General features: G+C 66.9%; 17 protein-coding genes and 1 tRNA gene. 3 read left to right on the forward strand and 15 right to left on the reverse strand.

Annotated features, from left to right (window positions below; all coding sequences use genetic code 11):
- Nucleotides 1-8: 8 nt before the first annotated feature.
- From ACLM5J_RS17535 to ACLM5J_RS17590, 12 genes are all read right to left on the reverse strand, one after another.
- Nucleotides 9-2,060, reverse strand: a complete 2,052-nt coding sequence (locus ACLM5J_RS17535; protein ID WP_413657790.1) for a 3-hydroxyacyl-CoA dehydrogenase NAD-binding domain-containing protein — start codon at nt 2,058-2,060, stop codon at nt 9-11.
- 38 nt (nt 2,061-2,098) lie between these two features.
- The gene (locus ACLM5J_RS17540) at nt 2,099-3,022 is read right to left on the reverse strand and encodes a hydroxymethylglutaryl-CoA lyase (protein ID WP_413657791.1); all 924 of its coding nucleotides are present in this window, start codon (nt 3,020-3,022) and stop codon (nt 2,099-2,101) included.
- 11 nt (nt 3,023-3,033) lie between these two features.
- Nucleotides 3,034-3,777 carry an enoyl-CoA hydratase/isomerase family protein gene (locus ACLM5J_RS17545; RefSeq protein WP_413657792.1) on the reverse strand — a complete coding sequence of 248 codons (744 nt, stop codon included), beginning with the start codon at nt 3,775-3,777 and terminating at the stop codon, nt 3,034-3,036.
- Nucleotides 3,774-4,958, reverse strand: coding sequence for an acyl-CoA dehydrogenase family protein (locus ACLM5J_RS17550; protein ID WP_413657793.1), 1,185 nt, complete (start codon nt 4,956-4,958; stop codon nt 3,774-3,776). The genes ACLM5J_RS17545 and ACLM5J_RS17550 overlap by 4 nt, the downstream gene beginning before the upstream one ends.
- A gap of 22 nt (nt 4,959-4,980) precedes the next feature.
- The gene (locus tag ACLM5J_RS17555; RefSeq protein ID WP_413657795.1) at nt 4,981-5,727 is read right to left on the reverse strand and encodes an SDR family NAD(P)-dependent oxidoreductase; all 747 of its coding nucleotides are present in this window, start codon (nt 5,725-5,727) and stop codon (nt 4,981-4,983) included.
- Entirely contained in the window at nt 5,724-6,932 is a 1,209-nt protein-coding gene (locus ACLM5J_RS17560; protein ID WP_413657796.1) for a thiolase family protein, read from the reverse strand. The genes ACLM5J_RS17555 and ACLM5J_RS17560 overlap by 4 nt, the downstream gene beginning before the upstream one ends.
- 29 nt (nt 6,933-6,961) lie before the next feature.
- Nucleotides 6,962-8,059, reverse strand: coding sequence for an acyl-CoA dehydrogenase family protein (locus tag ACLM5J_RS17565; RefSeq protein WP_413657797.1), 1,098 nt, complete (start codon nt 8,057-8,059; stop codon nt 6,962-6,964).
- Nucleotides 8,056-9,594 (reverse strand): class I adenylate-forming enzyme family protein, encoded by a 1,539-nt coding sequence (locus tag ACLM5J_RS17570; RefSeq protein ID WP_413657798.1) that lies wholly within the window; start codon nt 9,592-9,594, stop codon nt 8,056-8,058. Before ACLM5J_RS17570 ends, ACLM5J_RS17565 begins: the two co-directional genes overlap by 4 nt.
- On the reverse strand, nt 9,591-10,769 hold the full coding sequence (locus ACLM5J_RS17575; protein ID WP_413657799.1) for an alpha/beta fold hydrolase: 1,179 nt from the start codon (nt 10,767-10,769) through the stop codon (nt 9,591-9,593). The genes ACLM5J_RS17570 and ACLM5J_RS17575 overlap by 4 nt, the downstream gene beginning before the upstream one ends.
- Nucleotides 10,766-11,875, reverse strand: coding sequence for a homogentisate 1,2-dioxygenase (locus tag ACLM5J_RS17580; protein WP_413657800.1), 1,110 nt, complete (start codon nt 11,873-11,875; stop codon nt 10,766-10,768). The genes ACLM5J_RS17575 and ACLM5J_RS17580 overlap by 4 nt, the downstream gene beginning before the upstream one ends.
- Nucleotides 11,876-11,942: 67 nt before the next feature.
- Entirely contained in the window at nt 11,943-13,148 is a 1,206-nt protein-coding gene (locus ACLM5J_RS17585; protein ID WP_413657801.1) for an acyl-CoA dehydrogenase family protein, read from the reverse strand.
- On the reverse strand, nt 13,145-14,521 hold the full coding sequence (locus ACLM5J_RS17590) for a 4-hydroxyphenylacetate 3-hydroxylase N-terminal domain-containing protein (RefSeq protein ID WP_413657802.1): 1,377 nt from the start codon (nt 14,519-14,521) through the stop codon (nt 13,145-13,147). The genes ACLM5J_RS17585 and ACLM5J_RS17590 overlap by 4 nt, the downstream gene beginning before the upstream one ends.
- A 173-nt stretch (nt 14,522-14,694) precedes the next feature.
- Here ACLM5J_RS17590 and ACLM5J_RS17595 point away from each other — a divergent pair, with 173 nt between their 5' ends.
- Together ACLM5J_RS17595 and ACLM5J_RS17600 are read left to right on the forward strand one after the other, a co-directional pair.
- Nucleotides 14,695-15,303 (forward strand): TetR/AcrR family transcriptional regulator, encoded by a 609-nt coding sequence (locus tag ACLM5J_RS17595; RefSeq protein ID WP_413657803.1) that lies wholly within the window; start codon nt 14,695-14,697, stop codon nt 15,301-15,303.
- 24 nt (nt 15,304-15,327) lie between these two features.
- Nucleotides 15,328-16,473, forward strand: a complete 1,146-nt coding sequence (locus ACLM5J_RS17600) for a CaiB/BaiF CoA transferase family protein (protein WP_413657804.1) — start codon at nt 15,328-15,330, stop codon at nt 16,471-16,473.
- A 9-nt stretch (nt 16,474-16,482) separates the two neighbouring features.
- On the opposite strand, the gene kynA is transcribed toward ACLM5J_RS17600, so the two are convergent.
- From kynA to ACLM5J_RS17615, 3 genes are all read right to left on the reverse strand, one after another.
- On the reverse strand, nt 16,483-17,340 hold the full coding sequence (gene kynA, locus ACLM5J_RS17605) for a tryptophan 2,3-dioxygenase (protein ID WP_413657805.1): 858 nt from the start codon (nt 17,338-17,340) through the stop codon (nt 16,483-16,485).
- Between the two features lie 57 nt (nt 17,341-17,397).
- The gene (locus ACLM5J_RS17610) at nt 17,398-18,729 is read right to left on the reverse strand and encodes an MFS transporter (protein WP_413657806.1); all 1,332 of its coding nucleotides are present in this window, start codon (nt 18,727-18,729) and stop codon (nt 17,398-17,400) included.
- Between the two features lie 97 nt (nt 18,730-18,826).
- A tRNA-Tyr gene (locus tag ACLM5J_RS17615) sits at nt 18,827-18,907 on the reverse strand.
- 141 nt (nt 18,908-19,048) lie between these two features.
- Here ACLM5J_RS17615 and ACLM5J_RS17620 point away from each other — a divergent pair.
- Entirely contained in the window at nt 19,049-19,540 is a 492-nt protein-coding gene (locus ACLM5J_RS17620; RefSeq protein ID WP_413657807.1) for a YajQ family cyclic di-GMP-binding protein, read from the forward strand.
- Nucleotides 19,541-19,777: the final 237 nt, after the last annotated feature.

Consider the following 19,777-nt stretch of genomic DNA (forward strand, 5'->3'; position numbering starts at 1 on the left):
TGGTGGGTTCAGACGATCCCCGGACGCTCCCGGCGTCCCTCCTCTGCGAACCGGCCCGCAGACGCCGCCAGGCGGGTCAGCGACTCGCCCACCGGGAATGCCTGCGGGTCCAACCCACGACACCGCTCCAGAACCGTTGCGGCACCCTGCTGGTCCGCCCAGTGGAACGGCCCGCCGAGGGCGCGCGGGAAGCCGATCCCAAGAACCGCCGCAAGATCACCGTCGTCGGGGTGGCACAGAGTCGCGTCGTCCCAGCACGCGATCGACTCGGTCACGAACGCGAGTAGGAGCCTCTCCCCAGCCTGCCCCGGCGCAACGGAGCCGCCCGACGCGCCGACCAGTTCCAGCACCGCCGGGTCCAGCCCGTCACGGCGCCCGTCCCGGTAGCAGTAGAAGCCCTTGCCGAAACGCTTGCCGCGGAAACCGTCCGCGATCAAGCGCTCCAGGAGTGCCTTGATCCCTAGTACGTCGACCCGTTCGGTAAGCACCTGCTCCGCCACCTGGACCACACTCGCAGCCAGGACCAGGTCGAGCGTGACCTCATCACTGGCCTGCAACGGTCCGACGGGGAACCCCACCGCACGCGCCTCAGCCTCGATCGCGGCAGGGTCGGCGCCGTCGGCGAGCAACCGGAGTCCTTCGATCAGCCAACGGGCATAGACCCGCGAGGTGTAGAAACCGGGATAGTCGGCGACCACGACGGGCACCTTACCCATCATCCGGGCGACTCGGCCGGCCTTCTCCACGGCGTCATCGGCGCTCCGCCGGTGGGGCACCAACTCGACGAGTGCCATCTTCTCGACCGGGGAGAAGAAGTGCGTGCCGAGGAACCGTGCGGGACGGGACACCGCATCGCTGAGGCTGGCCACGGGGATCGCCGACGTGTTCGTGGTGATCAGGGTGTCCGGACCGACTTCGGCGTCGATCAACTGCAGCGTCTCGCGCTTGAGTTCGGGCGACTCGAAGACCGCCTCCACCACCACATCGACGTCCGCGAATCCAACCCACTCGGTGGTACCGCGCCACAACTGCTCGGCCTCGGGCGACGTCGCGGCCCGGTTCTGCGCCTCGGCGATCCGATCCGCGTCAATGTCGCGGACCACGGCCGACAAGCCGTGGGAGACCGCCGTGGCCGCGATCCCTGCACCCATCTGGCCGGCCCCCACCACTCCGATCGATCCCGAGCCACCAGCCCCGCGGAACCGGCGCTTGGCGGCGGTCTCCACGTGGAACAGGTGAACCAGTGCCGCGCTCTCTGACGAGCTGAGTACCCGTTGGAACGCGGCACGTTCTGCTGCCAGCCCGGCCGCGCGCCCCGAGCGCAGCCCGACCTCCACACATTCCACGACGGCGGCCGCTGCCGCCGCGCTCGGCGGACGACGCACCGCGCCGGCGGCATCAAGCGCGGCGGCGATCTCGGCAGGCGTCAACGAGGGGTGCGAGCGGATGACCCGCGAACCACGCGCCAACTCCAGCGCAGTATCGATCAGCTTCTCGGCGGGGACCAGCTCGTCGATCAGGCCCAGCTCCGCAGCTGTTGCGGCCGACACGCTGCGGCCACTGACCATCAGCTCGACCGCGACGTGCGCAGGGACTCGATTCAGCACCAACTGCGTGCCCCCACCCCCGGGGATCAGTCCCAGGGTCGACTCCGGCAGTCCGAGCACCGAGCGCTCGGTGGCGACGATGCTGCTTCCGCCGAGAGCCACCTCGAAGGCACCGCCCAGGGCGTAGCCGTCGATGGCGACCACCATCGGTTTGGCGGCGTCCGCCATCAACTCCATCAGCTCGTGGGTACGCGCCAGGAACGTGGGGGTGTGTGAGTCTCCGGCCAACGCAGGAAGGCTGTTGAGGTCGGCTCCCCCACCGAAGGAACCAGACTTGCCGGAGGCGAGTACCAGACCGTGGGCCTCATCGTCGGCGAGGAACTCGTCGACGACGTTACGCAGTTCGGTGAGCACCGCCTCGTCGATGACGTTCATGCTCCTGCCGGGCACGTCGAGGACGACCAGCCGGACATCGTCGTGCGCGGTCACGGTGAAGTGGGTCAGGTCGGACACCAGAGAACTCCTTGAGGGTGGGGCGGCGGGGCCGCGGTTCAGGGGACGGCGGGCTGCGGGAAGCCACCGGCGGCCAGCACCATGGCCGGCAACTGCCGTCCCAGTTGCTGGCTCAACCAGAGCCCTCCGGTGCGCAGCGCGTCGGCGTCGAGGGCATGTGCGATACCGCTGCGTTCCAGCGCGTAGGCGAGGTCCTCGGTTGCGACGTTGCCCGTTGCGCCGGGCGCGAAGGGACAGCCCCCGATGCCGCCGAGACTGGCGTCGAGAATCCCGACACCGGCGTCGACGGCAGCCAAGGCATTGGCCACTCCGGCGTTACGGGTGTTGTGGAAGTGAGCGCGCAGGGCTGTCCCGGTCTCGACGAGATCGGCGACCAGCCCGAAGCGTGTGGTGACGTCGCGCGGTACCGCGACGCCGATCGTGTCGGCCAGCGAAAGCTCAGCGGGGGCACCGGCTTGGACGGCTCGCGCCGCCACCTCACGCACCGTCTCCGCAGCGACCTCACCCTCGAAGGGACAGCCGAAACTCACCGCAAGGGTCAGGTTGGCCCTCACCCCTTCGGCGGCAGCAGTGGTTGCCACGTTGCGCCACATCTCGATGCCACCCGCGATGTCGGTGCCCTGGTTGCGCTGGCTGAAGGTCTCGGTGCAGTGCACCACCATGTTGACCTCGCGGACTCCAGCCGCCAGAGCCCGGTCGAGACCACGCTCGTTGAGAATCAGGGCGCTGAAGGTGACCCCGTCCACCGGCGCCAACATCTCCAGCAACACCTCGGCGTCCGCCATCGCGGGTACCGCCTTGGGGTGGACGAAGCTGGTCACCTCGATGTTGGTGGCGCCCGCCTCGATGGCAAGCCGAACCAGGGTTGCCTTCTGCTCGGTGGTCAACTGCACCGATTCGTTCTGCAGTCCGTCGCGCGGTGCGACCTCGACGATCCGGACCGCGTTACCAGTACTGGTCATTGCTTCCTCCCTCAACGCCGGGTGAACCGCCCGATCAGCTCTCGTGCTCGATCGGTCTGGATCACCTCGACCTGGTTCTCTGTCTCGGCGCGCAGCGCTTCGGCGAGCTCGATCTCCCAGGCCCGGTTCAACATCTTCTTGGTACCCGCGAGTGCAGCCGGGTTGAACCCCGCAAGCCTGATCGCTACCTGGGTGACCGTGTCGGCGAGCTCGGTGTGCGGCACGACCTTGCTGATCATCCCGATCGCGAGAGCATCGGTGGCCGAGACCTGTTCGCCGAGCAGTGAAAGCTCACGTGCCTTGCGCTCGCCCACCAACCGCGGCAGCAGCCAACTCGCACCGCTGTCCAGGGAGAGACCGATATGCACGAAGAGCTGCGCGAACCTGGCCCGGTCGCTGGCGAAGACCAGGTCGCAGGCCAGCGCCATGTTCAACGCAGAGCCGGCCGCGATCCCGTCCACCTTCGCCAGGGTCGGGATCGGCAGTGCCCGCACCCCCAGCACACACCGGTTGGAGACATCGATCCGGTCCGGCAGCGAAGGCAGGTCGTCCAGCAGACCGTCGACATCCGATCCCCCACAGAACGCTTCCCCGGCACCGGTGATGACCAGAACCCGGTCGCCGGCGGCGGGATCGATCGACGCGAGGTGCTCCTCCATCTGGGCCCACATCTCGTCCGTCATCGCGTTCCGCTTCTGCGGGCGGTTCAGGGTGATCTCGACGACGCCGTCGCGACGATCGATCAACACGCTCATGCCGAGCGCCCGTCCAATGCGTCCCTGCCGTACTCCTTCTCCAGGGTTCGGCCGACGATCTCGCGCATGATCTCGTTGGTTCCGCCGAAGATGGTCTGGATCGGCGCGTCGAGGTAGGCCCGTGCGATCGGGTACTCGCGCATGAAGCCATAGCCGCCGTGAAGTTGCAGGCACTCGCCCACGACCTCACGTTGCAGCGACGTGGTCAGCAGCTTGCCCTTGGAGGCATCGACGCTGCTCAGTTCCCCCGCGTTGTGCAACGTGATGAGGTGGTCGACGAAGACCTGCGTCGCGTCGATCCGGGCCGCGAACTCAGCCAACTTGAACCGGGTGTTCTGCATGTCCAGTACCCGGGTGCCGAACGCCTCACGTTGGGCGCAGTAGTCAACGGTCCACGACAACGCGGTCCGGCATGCCGAGATCGCCGAGACGCAGAGCCCGAGACGCTCCTGCGCCAGGTTCTCCATCAGCGTCGTGAAGCCGCGCCCCTCCCCACCGATCAGGTTGGTCGCCGGAACCCGCGCATCGTCGAAGAAGAGCTCCGCGGTGTCCTGACTGCGCAACCCGATCTTGTCCAGGTGACGGCCACGTTCGAACCCGGGGGTCGGATCCTCAACCGCGATCAGGCTGATTCCCTTGTGCTTCTCCGCCGCGTTGGTTCGAACCGCGACAACATAGAGATTCGCGTTGAGACCGTTGGTGACGAAAGTCTTCGCCCCATTGATCACATAGTCATCGCCATCCAGCCGCGCTGAAGTACGCAACGATGCGAGATCGGATCCTGCGCCGGGTTCGGTCATCGAGATCGCGGCCATGATCTCGCCGGTCACCATCCTGGGAAGCCAACGCTTGCGCTGTTCCTCGTTGGTGGACTCCATGAGATACGGCAGCATCACGTCGTTGTGCAGGGTGATGCACATGCCCGAACCGATCACCCCGGCACGCTGCAACTCCTCACCGATGATCGCGTTGTAACGAAAATCGTTCTCCCCCAGGCCGCCGTACTGCTCAGGCACCGCCATGCAGAGGAACCCCTGCTCGCCAGCCTTGAGGAACATCTCTCGGTCGACCCGACCCTCGTGCTCCCAACGATCGTGATGCGGCACGATCTCGGTCGCAACGAAAGTACGGAAGCTGGACCGGAAGTCCTCGTGGGTCTGTTCGTAGAGCGTGCGACGCACAGTGTTTCCTTTCGATCCAAGTTCAGTGGGCGGTCCAGCCGCCGTCGACGGCGAGGACCTGTCCGGTGATGAAGCTGCTGGCGTCGGAGGCCAGCAGCAGAAGGGCTCCGTCCAACTCGTCGAGCCGACCCGGGCGCCCTACCGGGGTGTTCCGCCTGACCCAGTTCAGTGAGCGCTCGTTGGCGAACATCTCGTCGGTCTGCTCGCTCGGAAACCAACCCGGCGCAATCGCATTGACCCGGATCCCGTCACGGGCCCACTCCGCCCCGAGCTGGCGGGTCAGATTGACCACGCCGCCCTTCGCTGCGCAGTACGCAGCCTGGGTAACCGGCCATGAACCGGAGAGGCCAAGGATCGAGGCGATGTTGATGATCGAGCCGCCGTTCGGCATCGCTGCGGCTGCGGCCTGCGCGACCGCGAAGGTGGCGGTCAGGTCCACCTCGAGCGTGCGTTGGAAGTCCGAGATCGAGGTCTCCGCTGCCGACGTGGGTTCGCCGAACCCAGCGGCGTTGATCACGATCTGAGGACCACCGTGAACGGTGGCAGTCTCGATCAGGCGGGCGACGTCGTCGGCCACCGTGACATCACACCGCTGGGGGACGATCCGCCCGTCGTGGGCCGCCAGCTCTTCGAGCCGCTCGAGCCGTCGCGCAGCGGCGACAACCGTGGCCCCGCTGCGGCTCAGCAGCGAGCAGAAGTGACGCCCGATCCCGGACGAGGCACCGGTGACCACGGCCACCCGGCCGCCGAGGTCTGCGGTGAGTGTCACGACAGCCGCTCGATGATCGTTGCGTTGGCCATCCCGCCGCCTTCGCACATGGTTTGGAGGCCGAAGCGGCCCTCGCTGCGCTGCAATTCGTGGATCAGGGTGACCATCAGGCGGGCGCCCGAGGCACCCAGCGGGTGCCCGAGTGAGATACCGCCTCCGTTGACGTTCACCTTCTCCAGTCCGATCCCGATCTCCTTCTGCCAGGCCAGAACCACCGGAGCGAACGCCTCGTTCACCTCGTAGAGATCGATCTCCTCTGCGGCCATGCCCGACTTCGTCAGCGCCAGCCGGGTGGCCGGGATCGGGGCGGTCAGCATCGCCACCGGATCGGCGCCGATCACGCTCATCTGGCGAATCGCGGCGATCGGCTGCAGGCCGAGTTCCCGCGCCGTCTCCTCCCGCATCACCAACAGTGCGGCCGCACCGTCGACGATCTGCGAGGCGTTGCCGGCGGTCACCTTGCCCTCCGGCAGGAACGACGGCTTGAGACCGGCCAGGGTTTCAGCTGAGCTCTCCCGGATGCACTCGTCGGTGGTGAAGAGCTCGTCGTGGACGGTCACCTCGCCGGTCTCCCGGTCACGGACCTTGCGCTGGACCGGAACGATCTCGCGCTCGAAACGGCCCTCAGCCCGCGCCGCAGCGGCCCGCCGCTGACTCGACAACGCGTAGGCGTCAAGCTCCTCGCGCGACAGCTCCCACTGCGCAACGATCGATTCAGCGGAGAGCCCCTGCGGGACCAGTCCCGAGACACCGAAGGTCTCCCGGTCGGCGTAGCGGGCCATCAGCTTCTCGCCGTAGACCGCGCGGATGTCGCCACCTGGCGCGTTGGAGAACATCGGAACCGTGCTCATGCACTCCACGCCGGCAGCGAGGACGACGTCCTGGGCACCGGAGAGCACTGCCTGCGCAGCGAAGTGGATCGCCTGCTGCGACGACCCACACTGTCGGTCGATGGTGGTGCCCGGGACCGTCTCGGGAAGGCCCGCAGCCAGGGCCGCATTACGAGCGATATTGGTGGACTGCGGGCCGACCTGGCTGACGCAACCCATGATCACGTCGTCGATGGTCGTCGGGTCGACGCCCGAGCGTTCGACAACAGCTGCGATCACCTCGGCCGCGAGCTCGACAGGGTGCCAGCCCGACAGCGAACCGAACCGCTTGCCGATCGGCGTCCGAACCGCACTGACGATTACTGCAGTAGACACTTTGGTCCTTTCAAAGAAGATGGGGAGGATCAGGCGGGCGCAAGCAGGTCGAGGCAGCCCGCCTCGACCGCGCGGTGCCGCAGAACCTCGGGGCTGCCACCTCGTGGCGCGCTCGTCCGAGCACGGCGGAAGAAGAGATGAGCGTCGTGCTCCCAGGTGAAACCGATGCCACCGGAGACCTGGATCAGACCGTCGGAGGCCGAGACGAACCTGCTTCCCGCTTCGGCCTGCGCCAGGAGTGCATAGCGGTGTGCGGATGCCGCTTCACCACGGTCGAACGCTTCGGCGCCGGCAACGACGAGCGCACGCGAGGCCGCTGCATCGATCGCGGTCTCGGCACAACGATGCTGGATCGCCTGGTAGGTGCCGATCAGGGCGCCGAACTGTTCACGGACCTTGGCATAGCCGACCATCTGCGCGAGGCATCCTTCGATACCGCCGACCTGCTCCGCGGCCAGTAGCAACCGGGTCGCCGTCCCGTAGGCCTGGGCGCTCCCCTCCGACAGGATCAGAACCGGAGCGTCGGTCACCGCGAGATCAGCGCGCGGGGTGGTCAGATCGATCGCCTCGACCGGGCGCCGCGCCGTGCCATCGGGAACCGCAAGCAGAATCAGGGCCGATCCTTCGCCGAGTTCGACCTCTGCCAACACCAGATCAGCAACCTGACCATGCGTGACCCGAAGAACGGTGCCGGTGAACAACCCGTCGACCAGGCGCCCTGCGCCAGCGCCGACACCAGCCACGACATCGCCGCCGAGCATGCCTTCGACAGCTGCCGCGATCGGGGCGGCGACGCTCTCAGGCGCTATGCCTCGTACCCCAAGGCCGACGAGCAGGGACGCGGTCACCGGCCCCGGATAAAGCGTGGCGGCGCACTCTTCGACAGCCGCGGTCAGCGCGCCCAGTCCGAGCCCGAGCCCACCCCACTCCTCCGGCGCGGCCAATGCAGCCAACCCGACCTGCTCGGCCAGCGTGGCCCAACGACCACGGTCGAAACCAGCCACGGCCAAGGCCGTCCTGGAGTCGTGGCCGTCGCGCGCACCACGCACCTCGACCAACCCGCTCTGATCGGCGAACACGTCGCGCAACACCTGGCGGATCTCGTCGGAGCTCAACTCGTCACTCATCGGTCCTCCTCCTGGACGGCGGCGACCACGGCCGAGCGCGACACCTTGCCCGTAGCGGTCTTGGGAAGGGAGTCCAGGAAGTGGATCTCCTTGGGCACCTTGTACCCGGCCATCCGAGAACGGCAGTGCGCGCGCACGTCCTCGACGCTGAGCGACTCGTCGCGGCGCACCACAGCGGCGTTGACCAGGTTGGTCCAGCGCGGATCGGGCGTCGCGAAGACGGTTACCTCGACCACCGAGGCCAGCTCGGAGATCACCGACTCCACCTCATTGGGGTGAACGTTCTCCCCGCCGGTGATGATCATGTCGTCGGAACGGCCCTCGACATAGACGTAGCCGTCCTCATCGAGACGGCCGACGTCGCGCGAGTTGAGCCAACCGTCCACGAAGACGGTGTCGCTCGCCCCCGGCATCCCCAGGTAGCCCTCAGCCATGAAGGTGGTCCGGAACCACAGGTTGCCCGAAGCGCCTGTCGGCACGGGCTCGTTGAAGACCAGGTCACGGACCTCGACCTCGACGCCCTGCGTCGGACGTCCAGCAGAGGCGAGGCGTCCAGCGTGCGGCCCACCGACCACGTGGTCGGAAGGAGGCAGGTAGGTGACCACGCCCCCGGCTTCGGTCATCCCGAAGACCTGGCACATCTCACAGCCCAGCACGTCCAGAGCCTCGCGAATCATCGGCACCGGCATCGGCGATGCGCCGTAGGCGAGGTGCCGGAACTCCGGCAAGGTGACACCTTCGGCAACGAGCTGGTCGAGGAGCATCCGGATGAGAGCGGGAACCAGAACCGCGTGGGTCACCCCGTGCTCGAGCATCCCGGCCACCAACGACGACGGCGAGACGTCAGCCAGATAGACCTGACGGGCTCCGTAGAGAATTCCGTACTGCGCCCAGTAGGAGCCGGCCAGGTGGAAGGTCGGCGGCACGATCAGCAGCGTGGATTCGTGGGTGAAGCGGTGGACCACCGGGGTCGCCGCCCCGATCTCCGTCGCCCGGCGGCTGTACGGGACGGCCTTCGGGACGCCGGTGGAGCCCGAGGTGAAGAAGATCATCGCCATGTCGTCAGGGTCTGGGACCAAGGTGGCACCGGGTGCCTGCCCCGACCATGGATCCGACGTGCTCACGTCGATCACCTCGACCACGATCTCCCGTCCGGCGGCGACAACTCGAGCCCGCTCGGCGAACGCCGGAGAGGTGAAGATGTGGGTGACCCCCACCTCGCCGCAACATGCGCTGAGCGCGTCGTCCGGAAGACGCCAGTTCAGTCCGACCAGCGCCGAACGCTGCCGGTGGGCACCGACCAGGACCATCGGGTAACCGAAGTCGTTGGCACCGAAGAAGGCGACCCGCGACCCGGCTCCACCGCTGCGCTCGATGATCCCGGCCACCCGATCCGCACCGGCGTCGAGCTGAGCCCAGGTCAAGGTGGCCTGAGTACCGACGACAGCGACCTGGTCGGGCATCTGCTCGGCATTGCGCCGCAACACCTGCTCGAGGAGGAGGGCCGGCATTTCGGCCACGAGGGGAGAACTCACTTGGCTGCCCAACCGCGCGCCGCCAACCATTCGGTGATCACCTCGACCGCCTCGTTCAGGTGCCCGACCTGCGCCGCGCCCGAGTAATAGTGCGTGGCTCCCTCGATCGTCCGCATCTGCTTGTCGGGGTGTCCGACCGCGTCGTAGAGGCGCTGGGTGTGGCTCGGCGTGCACGCGTCGTCAGCGGAGTTTCCGATCACCAGAGTCGGGACCTCAAGGTCCGCCGCGCAGACCGGTCCGTCGCCATGCGCATCGTCCCAACTCCACTGCGAGAGCCAGCTGCGCAGCGTGGAGAAGCGGGCCAGACCGACCGGCCCCATATTCACGATCCTGGGGTCGCCCAGATAGCAGCGACCCGGCACCCGGTCGTTCGGGTCCAACGTCGGGTCGAGCCAGCGCGGGTCGGCCATCGTGCCGTGAACGACGAAGCCACGCTCCATCAGCGGTTCGCCGTTCGCCTTGTACTCGGCCAACTGCTCCTTGACCCACCGAGTGATCTTGCGGTTCCGCTCGATCTGGGCGGCGCGGTACCTCTCGATGAACTCCTCGGTGTACGGCGGCTGGTTGGGGTTCTCCGGGTTGTAGATATCCAACTCGGGGTCGCGTTTCGTCGGGTCGCTCTCATCGAGGATGGACGGATCCATCCACTCGGTCAGCGTGCCGGAACGGCTGACGTGGGCGGCCAACAGCATCATGCCGTCGGCGGCCGGAAGGTCGAGCTCGGTCAGGTTCGGGCCGTCACCGGCCGGCGTCGAGGTGACCGTGGCCTTCTGGGCCTGCTGCTGGTAGTACAGCGACAGCGAGCCGCCGCCGCTCCACCCCGCCAGGATCACGTTCTTGTAGCCCAGCCGCTCCCGGGCGTCCTTGATCACTGCGCCGAGGTCCTGGACGACCTTCTCCATGATCAGACCGTAGTCCTGCCCGCGGTAGCGCGAGTTCGCATAGATCACGTGATGGCCGGCACGGGGCAGCGCGTTGCTCATCGGCAGATAGGCACCACCGCCGATCGGGTGCATGAAGACGATCACCGTCTCCGACGGGAGGTCCGTGGGGCGCAGCAGGTAACTCTCCAGGACGACGTCCTCGGTGACTCCGCCATACGTGTCGCGGAACGCCGAGTTGTCCTCGAAGACCACCAGATAAGGAATCCGCTCGTACTTGTGCTTGGTGCTCATACCCGTACCTCCTCAGGAACCTCGACCTGAACCGCTGCGGACATCACCGGCGTTGCGGTGAGTCGACGTCGGGTGTCGATAGCGATGACCTTCCATTCCACGGTCTTGTCTTCATCGTGACGACGACGGGCGCGCTCGCGGGCACGCTCGGGGATGCCGTGGTGCAAGCCCTGCGGCGCGTGGCTGATCAGCCCGACCGGCATCTCAACACCGAAGACGCTGCCGCCGTGGTAGAACGCGATCTCGTCGTAGTCGACGTTGCGGTGGTACCACGGGATCCTCTCGACGCCCTTCTTCCCTTCGGCAGGACGCGGCAGGAAGTTCATCACGTAGACGCCGGTGGCCTGCATGAACAGATGCACGGTCGGCGGCAGATGAACGTCGTCGGAGCCAAGGACGTCGTAGTCCTCGATGTTGAAGCTGAAGGGGAAGTTGTCGCCCTTCCAGCCTTCGACGTCGAGCGGGTGGAAGGTGTAGAACAGGCGGGTCTCACCGTCGCGCTGCTTGAACCGGACCTCGTACTCCCGGCGCCCGTCCTCGGCGAACGCCTCGGCCTCGGGAACGGTGATCAACGACGAGTCGAACGGGAAGAAGCGGCCCAGGTAGGCATCCCGCGGGATCCGGAAGTCGTCGGTAGCCTCGACGATCAGCAGATGGGTGCGCTCGGCGGGGACCTGACGGTAGGTACACGACTTCGGCAGGTAGACCCAATCACCCGAGCGGTACGGCAGACGACCGAACTCGGTCTCGAAGTAGCCACTACCTGTGTGTACGAAGGCGAGCTCGTCACCGTCGACGTTACGACTCCAATGTGGCGCGGCCTCGGCCCGCTTGCTGAGCAGGATCCGGCAGTCGTCGTTGTAGAACATCAGCAACGGTTCACCGGAAGGGTCCGTCTCGTCGGTCGGGGTCAACGCGAAGGTGTCGGTATCGACACCCCCGAGATCGCCCTCGAGGCGGAACTTGGTGGGGTCGTTCTTGCGATAGAGGTGGGCGACGCGGCCGCTGAAGCCGAAACGCCCCAGCTCGTCGTCCTTGAGATCCCCGACGTCGCGATGGACCTGTCGAGGTGTCCGACCGCTTCGGAGCTGGACGAACGATTCCATGGTGCGGCTCCTTACAACTCAGGTTCTGGATGGTTGCGCGGCCTGTGGGCGACCGCGGCACTTTGATTCAGGGGCGGGGCAGTCCAAGGCCTCGCTGGGCGATCACGTTGCGCTGGATCTCATCTGTCCCGCCGGCAAGGTGCAGCGCCGGGACTCCGAGCACGAACTCCGCCCAGGCGAAGGTGTCCGGTTCGCCGTGGTCGATGCCAAGACGCTCGCCGAGGACGGCCTGGACCAGCCGAACGATCTCGTCGAGGGCGCGGACCATCAGCATCTTGAGCACCGAACCGGCGACCGGCTCGAGCTGATGGCTCCACGACCCCGCACTGAGCCCCGCCGCAGCACGCATCGCGGCGACCGCCGCGACTGTCCTGGCGATCTGCGCCTGGTGGACCGGGTCTGCGTCAGCCTCAAGCCGACGCACCAGGACACTCAACCGCTCCAGGACGTAAGGGGTCAGCGGCCCGGACGCCCCACTCATCGTGGATCGCTCGGAGCCGAGGCTGGTGTTGGCGACGCGCCACCCTTCGCCCAACTCGCCGATCCGGTGACTGTCCGGCACCCGGACGCCGTCGAGGAAGACCTCGTTGAAGGCAGCGCCGCCGGTCATCTGGCGGATCGGTCGCACGGTCACGCCAGGGGCGTGCATGTCGACCAGGAACATGCTCAGACCGGCATGCTTGGAGACCGTAGGGTCCGTCCGGACCAGAGCCTCCCCGACGTCGGCCAGGTGTCCCATCGAGGTCCATACCTTCTGGCCGGTGATCACCCAGTCGTCGCCATCACGAACCGCCTTGGTCGAGACGCTGGCAAGGTCCGAGCCCGACCCAGGCTCCGAGAAGAGTTGGCACCCGATCTTGTCACCACGGTAGAGCGCGGTGAGTTCGTCGGCGCGGATCTGCGACTGGGCATGGTGCCGGATCGCAGGTGCAACGATGTTGAGCCCGACGAAGAGCGCATCGCGCGCAGGGAAGCCGAGATCGGAGAGTCCGGCCTCGACGACGGCATCGTGCGCCGCCGTCAGGCCGAGCCCACCGAACTCGACCGGCCCACTCGGCCAAGCGATCCCGGCGTCGAAGAGGGCTGCCTGCAGGCTACGGACCTGCGCGACCTCTTCCTCATGTCCTTCCCGGAGCTCTTCAACGGAAGCGATCCGGTCGTCGTTCGGGTCCGCGGCACCCTCCGGGACGAAGGTGGGGGCGAGACGCCCCAACTGCTCGCGGACGTACTCGGCGAACGCGGCCAGGTCGCTGGGCGCCGAAAGAGTGGTCATGCCAGCCCCGCGAGCTTCCGCCCGAGTGCCTTGGCGTTCTCCATGTCGTAGTGCTTGCGCGCGACGATCCGCTGGGCGTAGAGGCCGCCGCCGGACTGGATCATGGTGACGAGCTGCCAGCCCCCGTAGGCGTCAGCGGTGAAGTCACGGATCGCGTGGAACAGGCGCAGCCGATACTCACCGTCGATGCCGTCCTTGCCGGCCATGTACTTACGGATCGCAGGCCCGACCTCCTCATTCTCAAGGTCGGCGATCGACGGCGCGGTGACGATCGAGCCACCACCGATGTCGTGCAGATGCCGGGTCATCAGGCCGTACTCGGAAGCTGCGTAGTGCTTGGCGGCGTTGGTGTACAGCTCGCTCGGGAAGTACCAGCCCTCAGGGCTGGGGGCGGCATTGGCGATCGCTGCCTCGAGGCCGGAACGGACGAGCGTCGAGTAGATCACCATCTCGGCGATCTTCTCCTTGACGTGCACGATCTTCTCGGTGCCGTTGGCCTCGGCGATCAGTTGGGCCAGACCGACCAGTGTGTCGCCGAACTCCGCCATGTGCGCAGTGCCACCGAGGCGCTCCCAGAGGCCGAGTGCGTGGGCGAAGGTCGGCGAGTGCTGTGTCTCGCCAGCCAGGAAGACGCGCTCGTTGGGCACGAAGACGTCGTCGAGGATGATGAAGCCCTCGGGCATGTTGTGCTCGCTGCTGGCAGGGAAGTCCTCGGCTCGCTCCCTCGGGGCGTAGCTGGTGTTGACGATCTTCACGCCGGGCGCGTTGACCGGGATCGCACAGGCGACCGCGTACTGCTCCTCGCCCTCCTTCATCGCCTTGGTCGGCATCACCACGAGCTCGTGACTGACCGAGGCGGAGGAGATGTGCAGCTTGGCGCCCCGGATCACGATGCCGTCTTCGCGACGCTCCACGATGTGGGTGTAGGAGTCTTCGTCGCTCTGCTTGCCCGGCGAGAACTTGCGGTCGCCCTTGGCGTCGGTGATCGCCTGCACGCAGCGCAGGTCGTTCTCCTTGCAGTAGGCGAAGTACTTCTCGATCCGCTCCGCGTACTCAGGAAGGTCGGCGCGCATCCGGGCAGCCGCGGTGAGCAGGGCGAGGAGGCCCTGGCTGGTGGTCACCGTGACCATGTCCCACTTCATCAGGTCGGTCAGCAGCTCCTTGAGCTCGTCCTTGCTGCGCGGGATCTTGAAGTACGGCCCACTGGCCTCTGCACCCGGCTCGTAGTGGGCGTCGTAGCCATCGGCGACCAGGCGCAGCGACTTGGCGAACTGGGCGTGTTCTGCCAGGTCCTTGATCTCCTCACCCTCGGCGAAGATGCGCCGTCCGTCCTGCAAGGAGGCCAGGTACTGGGCCCCGTTCATCATCGCCATGCCGATCTCTCCTCAGTTCAGGGGTTCCAAAAACTTGATTCTGACGTTAGATTCAGATTTGAGTTTGCGCAACCCCCTAGGAGGAATGAATATGCTCAACCGGCGACAAGTTGCTCGGAGAGCCGCCTCACCGGCTCATCGGGCCTCCCCAACCCACGAAAGGGCGAATCAGCATGTCCGGTACCTCCAAGGGACAGCGGACCGAAGCAGCGTTCCTACAAGCGGCGCGCGAGACGTTCGCCGAGGTGGGCTACTTCAACGCGAAGATCTCGGATATTGCGGCGGCCGCTGGACGGTCCGCGGGCTCGTTCTACAACTACTACGAGAACAAGGAGCAACTCCTCGAAGCGCTGCTGACCGAGTTCACGGACGAGGTTCTCAAGGGCTCCATGCGAGCGCAGACCGGCGACCCCGTGGAGGACATCCGGGGAGCGGTCCTGACCTACTGGAACTCGTACCGCAAGTACCTGCCGGAACTGATCGGCGTCTTCCAGATGTCGATGCGCGACGACACCTACACGGAGCGGTGGCGCAGGATCAGGGCAGCCGGAATCCGCGAAGTGGTGACCACGCTGCACACGGCGGAGCGGGCGGGCCACTCCCCCGGACTGCCCGAACGGCAACTGGCCTCGGCGATCGTCTCCATGCTGGAGGGCTTCTGCTGGGTCTGGCTCGCGGCGGGAGGCGATGAAGATGTCGATGCTCCTGACGACGACACCGCCGTCGACATCCTCAGTGCGATCTGGTACCGAACCGTGTACGGGAACGGCGCCACGCACTGATCGTCACCTGATCGGAGTTGCCCGATGAGCCGCGGTCCCCTCGAGGGGGTGACCGTCGTCGAGTTGGGCGGCTTCATCGCCGGTCCGTTCGCCGGCCAACTACTCGGCGACTACGGCGCGCGGGTGATCAAGATCGAGCCGCCCGTGGGCGACCCGATGCGCACCTGGGGCGTACTCCAGGACGGCAGAAGCCTGTGGTGGCCGGCGATCGCACGTAACAAGGAGTCGGTGGTCCTCGACCTCAAGTCCGACGCCGACCGGGCGCTGGCCCGCTCGATCTGCCTACAGGCCGACATCGTGCTGGAGAACTTCGCCCCTGGCCGGATGCAGGGCTGGGGACTGGACTATGCGTCGCTGGCCCCGGACAACCCAGGCCTGATCATGGTGCACGTCTCCGGGTTCGGCCAGGATGGCCCGCGCGCCAGCGACCGCGGCTTCGGCAGCGTTGCCGAAGCGATGGGTGGGTTGCGGGCTCTGATGGGCTTCAGCGATCGTCCGCCGGTGCGAGCCGGGATCAGCCTCGGTGATTCGACGGCGGCACTCTTCGCCGTGAGCGGTGCGATGGCGGCGCTCAACGAACGCCATCGGACCGGCAAGGGCCAAGAGGTCGACGTCGCGCTCTACGAGAGCGTCTTCGCCCTTACCGAGTCGTTGGTCGCGGACTGGGAGGTCGGCGGCATCAGCAAACGGCGAGCGGGCAGCACCCTGCCCGGCGTTGCGCCGTCCAACGTCTACTCGACCAAGGACGGCGTCGAAGTGCTGATCGCAGCCAACAGCGACTCGCTCTTCGGCCGACTGGCCGAAGCGATGGGCCGGCCAGAACTGATCGAGGACCCCCGGTTCGCCACCCACCAGGCCCGCGGAGCCCACGCCATCGAGCTCGACGCGCTGATCGAGGCGTGGACCTCGAGCCAGCTGAGCGAGACCTTGGAGGCGACGATCGACGCCCACGAGATCCCTCGTGGACGGATCTTCACTCCCGCCGACATCGTCGCCGACGAGCAGTACCAAGCCCGCGGCATGGTGACCCGGATCGACGCCCCGGGCTACCCCCAACCCATGCCGATGCCGGGCGTGGTTCCCCGGTTCACCGCGACACCAGGCACGATCCGCAGCGCGGGCCCGCTATTGGGCGCCCACACCGATGCGGTCCGTGCCGAGTTCGGCTGAGGTGCCAGCTCACAACGCGGTGCGAACCGCGTAGAGCTCCGGGAAGAAGGTGAGCTCGAGCGCGCGCCGGAGGAAGGGAGCACCGCTACTTCCTCCGGTGCCGGGCTTGAGCCCGATGATCCGTTCCACCGTCTTGAGGTGGCGGAAACGCCAGAGCTGGAAGTTGTCCTCCAGGTCGACCAGCTCCTCGCAGGTCTCGTAGGCCGCCCAATGCTGCTCGGTGTCGGCATAGATCGTTGCGAAGACCGGGACCAGCTCGGCATCGAAGGTCCAGGCGGTGGTGACGTCACGCTCCAGCACCGCAGCCGGGACCGGGTAGCCGTGCCGCGCCAGGTAGCGCAGGAACTCGTCGTAGAGCGACGGTTGGGCCAACGCCTCGGCGACCATCTGGTGGGCCTGCGGGTCGGCCTCGAAAACCTTGAGCATGGCGGCGTTCTTGTTGCCGAGGGTGAACTCGACCGCCCGGTACTGCCAGGACTGGAACCCGCTGGAGTTGCCCAGTACGCCCCGGAACTCGGCGTACTCGCTCGGCGTCAGGGTCGCCAGCACCGACCACTGCTCGGCAAGGGTCTTCTGCACGTGCTTGACCCGGGCGATGTTCTTCAACGCGTGGCCAAGATCGTCGGCCCGGAGCCGGGCGCAGGCGTCGGTGAGTTCATGCAACACCAGCTTGAGCCACAGCTCGGTGGTCTGGTGCTGCACGATGAAGAGCAGCTCGTCGTGGTGCTCCGGGTCCGAGAGGGGCCGCTGCGCCGACAACAGGGTGGGCAGCTCCAGATAGCCGCCGTAGCTCATCCGGTCGCTGAAGTCGGTGACCACCGACTCCTCGATCCGGCGGGTGTTCGCCTGTACGCCGTCGTCGCCCATCTGGGCAATCTAGCTCGGACCTCGCACCTTCGGGGATCAGCCACCGGCACTGCGGCGTCAGATCACCGGCAGGCTGACCTGTTCGCCGCGACGCAGCCGGGTCACCCGATCGCCGCCGTCCGCCGACAACAGGGCGATCGCGCGGCGACGCCAGCGGATGATCTGCACCGCGCCTACGCCCCAGAAGAGGAACTGGACGGCCATCGCGAGCTTGAAGTCCCCAAGACTCCGGGTGTCGCCGTCGGTGGCGTGCAGGTCGAGGATCAACCCGATCAGGGCGGTCACGGCCAAGGTGGCGATGTAGCCGCCGCCGTTGACCAACCCGGTGACCCGGCCGATCGCCTGCGGCGAGGTGAACGTGCGGGCGACATCGAAGGCGACCATCGAGGCGGGGCCGCCGACGGCGGTGACCACGGCCATCAGGACCAGCAGCCAGACCGGGCTCTGCCCGGGCCAGAGCAGGACGACCGCCCAGACCACGGCGATCGCCACCACGACACCGACCACCAGCAGCGAACGGTAGTAGGGGAAACGGGCGATCAGCTTGGCCATCGCCCATCCGATCACCAACACCGAGGCGACCATCACCAGGAGCACCGTGGAGGCCGCTTCGTCGGAGAGCCCCTGAGCCTCTACGAGGAACGGGAAGCCCCACAGCAACGCGAAGCAGTTGATCGCGAACTGGGAGGTGAAGTGCATCCAGAATGCGAGCTGGGTTCCGGCGCTGCGCCACACGCCGCCGAGGGAACGGACCAGTTCGCCGATCCGGACCTCGGTGACCTGACGCTCCCGGTACGGCGAGTCACGGACCACCAGGAGCACCACGATCAGCACCACCACGCTGCATGTCGCGGCGGCCGCGAAGGTACGGGTCCAGCCGATCTCGCGGAGCATGATGGTCAACGGCACCGAGGCCAGCACCGAGCCGAGCTGCCCGATCATCCCCGTTCCCTGCACCACCATCGGCACCTGCCGCGCAGGGAACCAGGCGTTGGCCAACCGGATCACGCTGGCGAAGATCATCGCGTCGCCGGCACCGACGACACCGCGCGCCACCAACGCACCCCCGAACCCATCGACGACGGCGAAGGCGAACTGGCCCGCCGCCATCAGGATCCCGCCGCTCAGGAGCAGCGCACGGGGGCCGTAGCGGTCCAGGAGCACCCCTACCGGGACCTGCATCGCGGCGTAGACCAGGAGTTGCAGGACGGTGAAGGCCGCGAGTTCGGAGTTCGAGATCTCGAACCGTTCGGTCGCCAACAGGCCGGCCACGCCCAGCGAGCTGCGGTGGAAGATCGCCAGCACGTAGGCGACCATCGCGATTCCCCAGACCAGGAAAGCTCGCGAGCGTCCCAAGGGATACCGCAGCTCACGGGCCTCGCTGGTCACTCGGGTCACTCCTCCATCGGGCCGGCGCGCCGGCTACTGGCGGCAGGCAGGAACGACTCAGGCCCCCGCCTGAGGCGAGGGCCTGAGTCTTGCGCTGTGGCAGATGAAGGATTCGAACCTTCGAAGGTTTCCCGACGGATTTACAGTCCGCTCCCATTGGCCGCTCGGGCAATCTGCCGCGCACTACCCCCCGGCTTGGCCGGGTCGTAGCAAGCAGCAACAATAGCGCAGTGAGCGACCGAGTGAAAAACTGAGGTCTCTCCACCCCCGAACCCCACCGTATGCCCGCCTCTTGACCGGGCGAGGAGAAGGAGAAGCCATGGCTGACTCGTCATTCGACATCGTGAGCAAGATCGACCGCCAGGAGGTCGACAACGCGCTGGGGCAGACCGCCCGCGAGATCGCCACCCGATTCGACTTCAAGGGCACCGGCGCCAAGATCGAATGGAACGGCGAGTTCGTGATCGAGATCGAGGCCTCCGCCGACGACCGCGCGTCTGCCGTCCTCGACGTCTTCCAGGGCAAGCTGATCAAGCGGAACCAGAGCCTGAAGATCGTCGACGCCAGCGAGCCCCGCCAGTCCGGCCAGGTCTCCAAGATCACCATCAACCTCAAGGAGGGCATCACCTCCGAGGACGCGAAGAAGATCTCCAAGCTGATCCGCGACGAGGGCCCCAAGGGCGTGAAGGCCCAGATCCAGGGCGACGAGCTCCGCGTCTCCTCCAAGAAGCGTGACGACCTCCAGGCCGTCCAGCAGCTGGTGAAGTCCCAGGACTACGAGTTCGCGGTCCAGTTCACCAACTACCGCTGACCCTCGCGGGCCCCCTCACGTTGTCGCCGACCCAGGTCGGCAGCCCAGCGTGAGGGAGGCCTGCGGGCAAGTCGGGGCGAAGACGCCGTCCGGCGGATCTGCCCCTTACCCGGACAACTCCGCAGCCCACATTTCTAGACGAGGGTCATCGACAGGTCCGGGCGTTCTGGCGAAACCGCGGTCGGCCAACAACCGCTGGCAGTTCGCGTTGCGCCCATCGACGAGCCCAAAGACGGT

The sequence above is a fragment of the Nocardioides sp. Bht2 genome, from assembly GCF_047308515.1.
In the GTDB taxonomy this organism is placed as follows: domain Bacteria; phylum Actinomycetota; class Actinomycetes; order Propionibacteriales; family Nocardioidaceae; genus Nocardioides.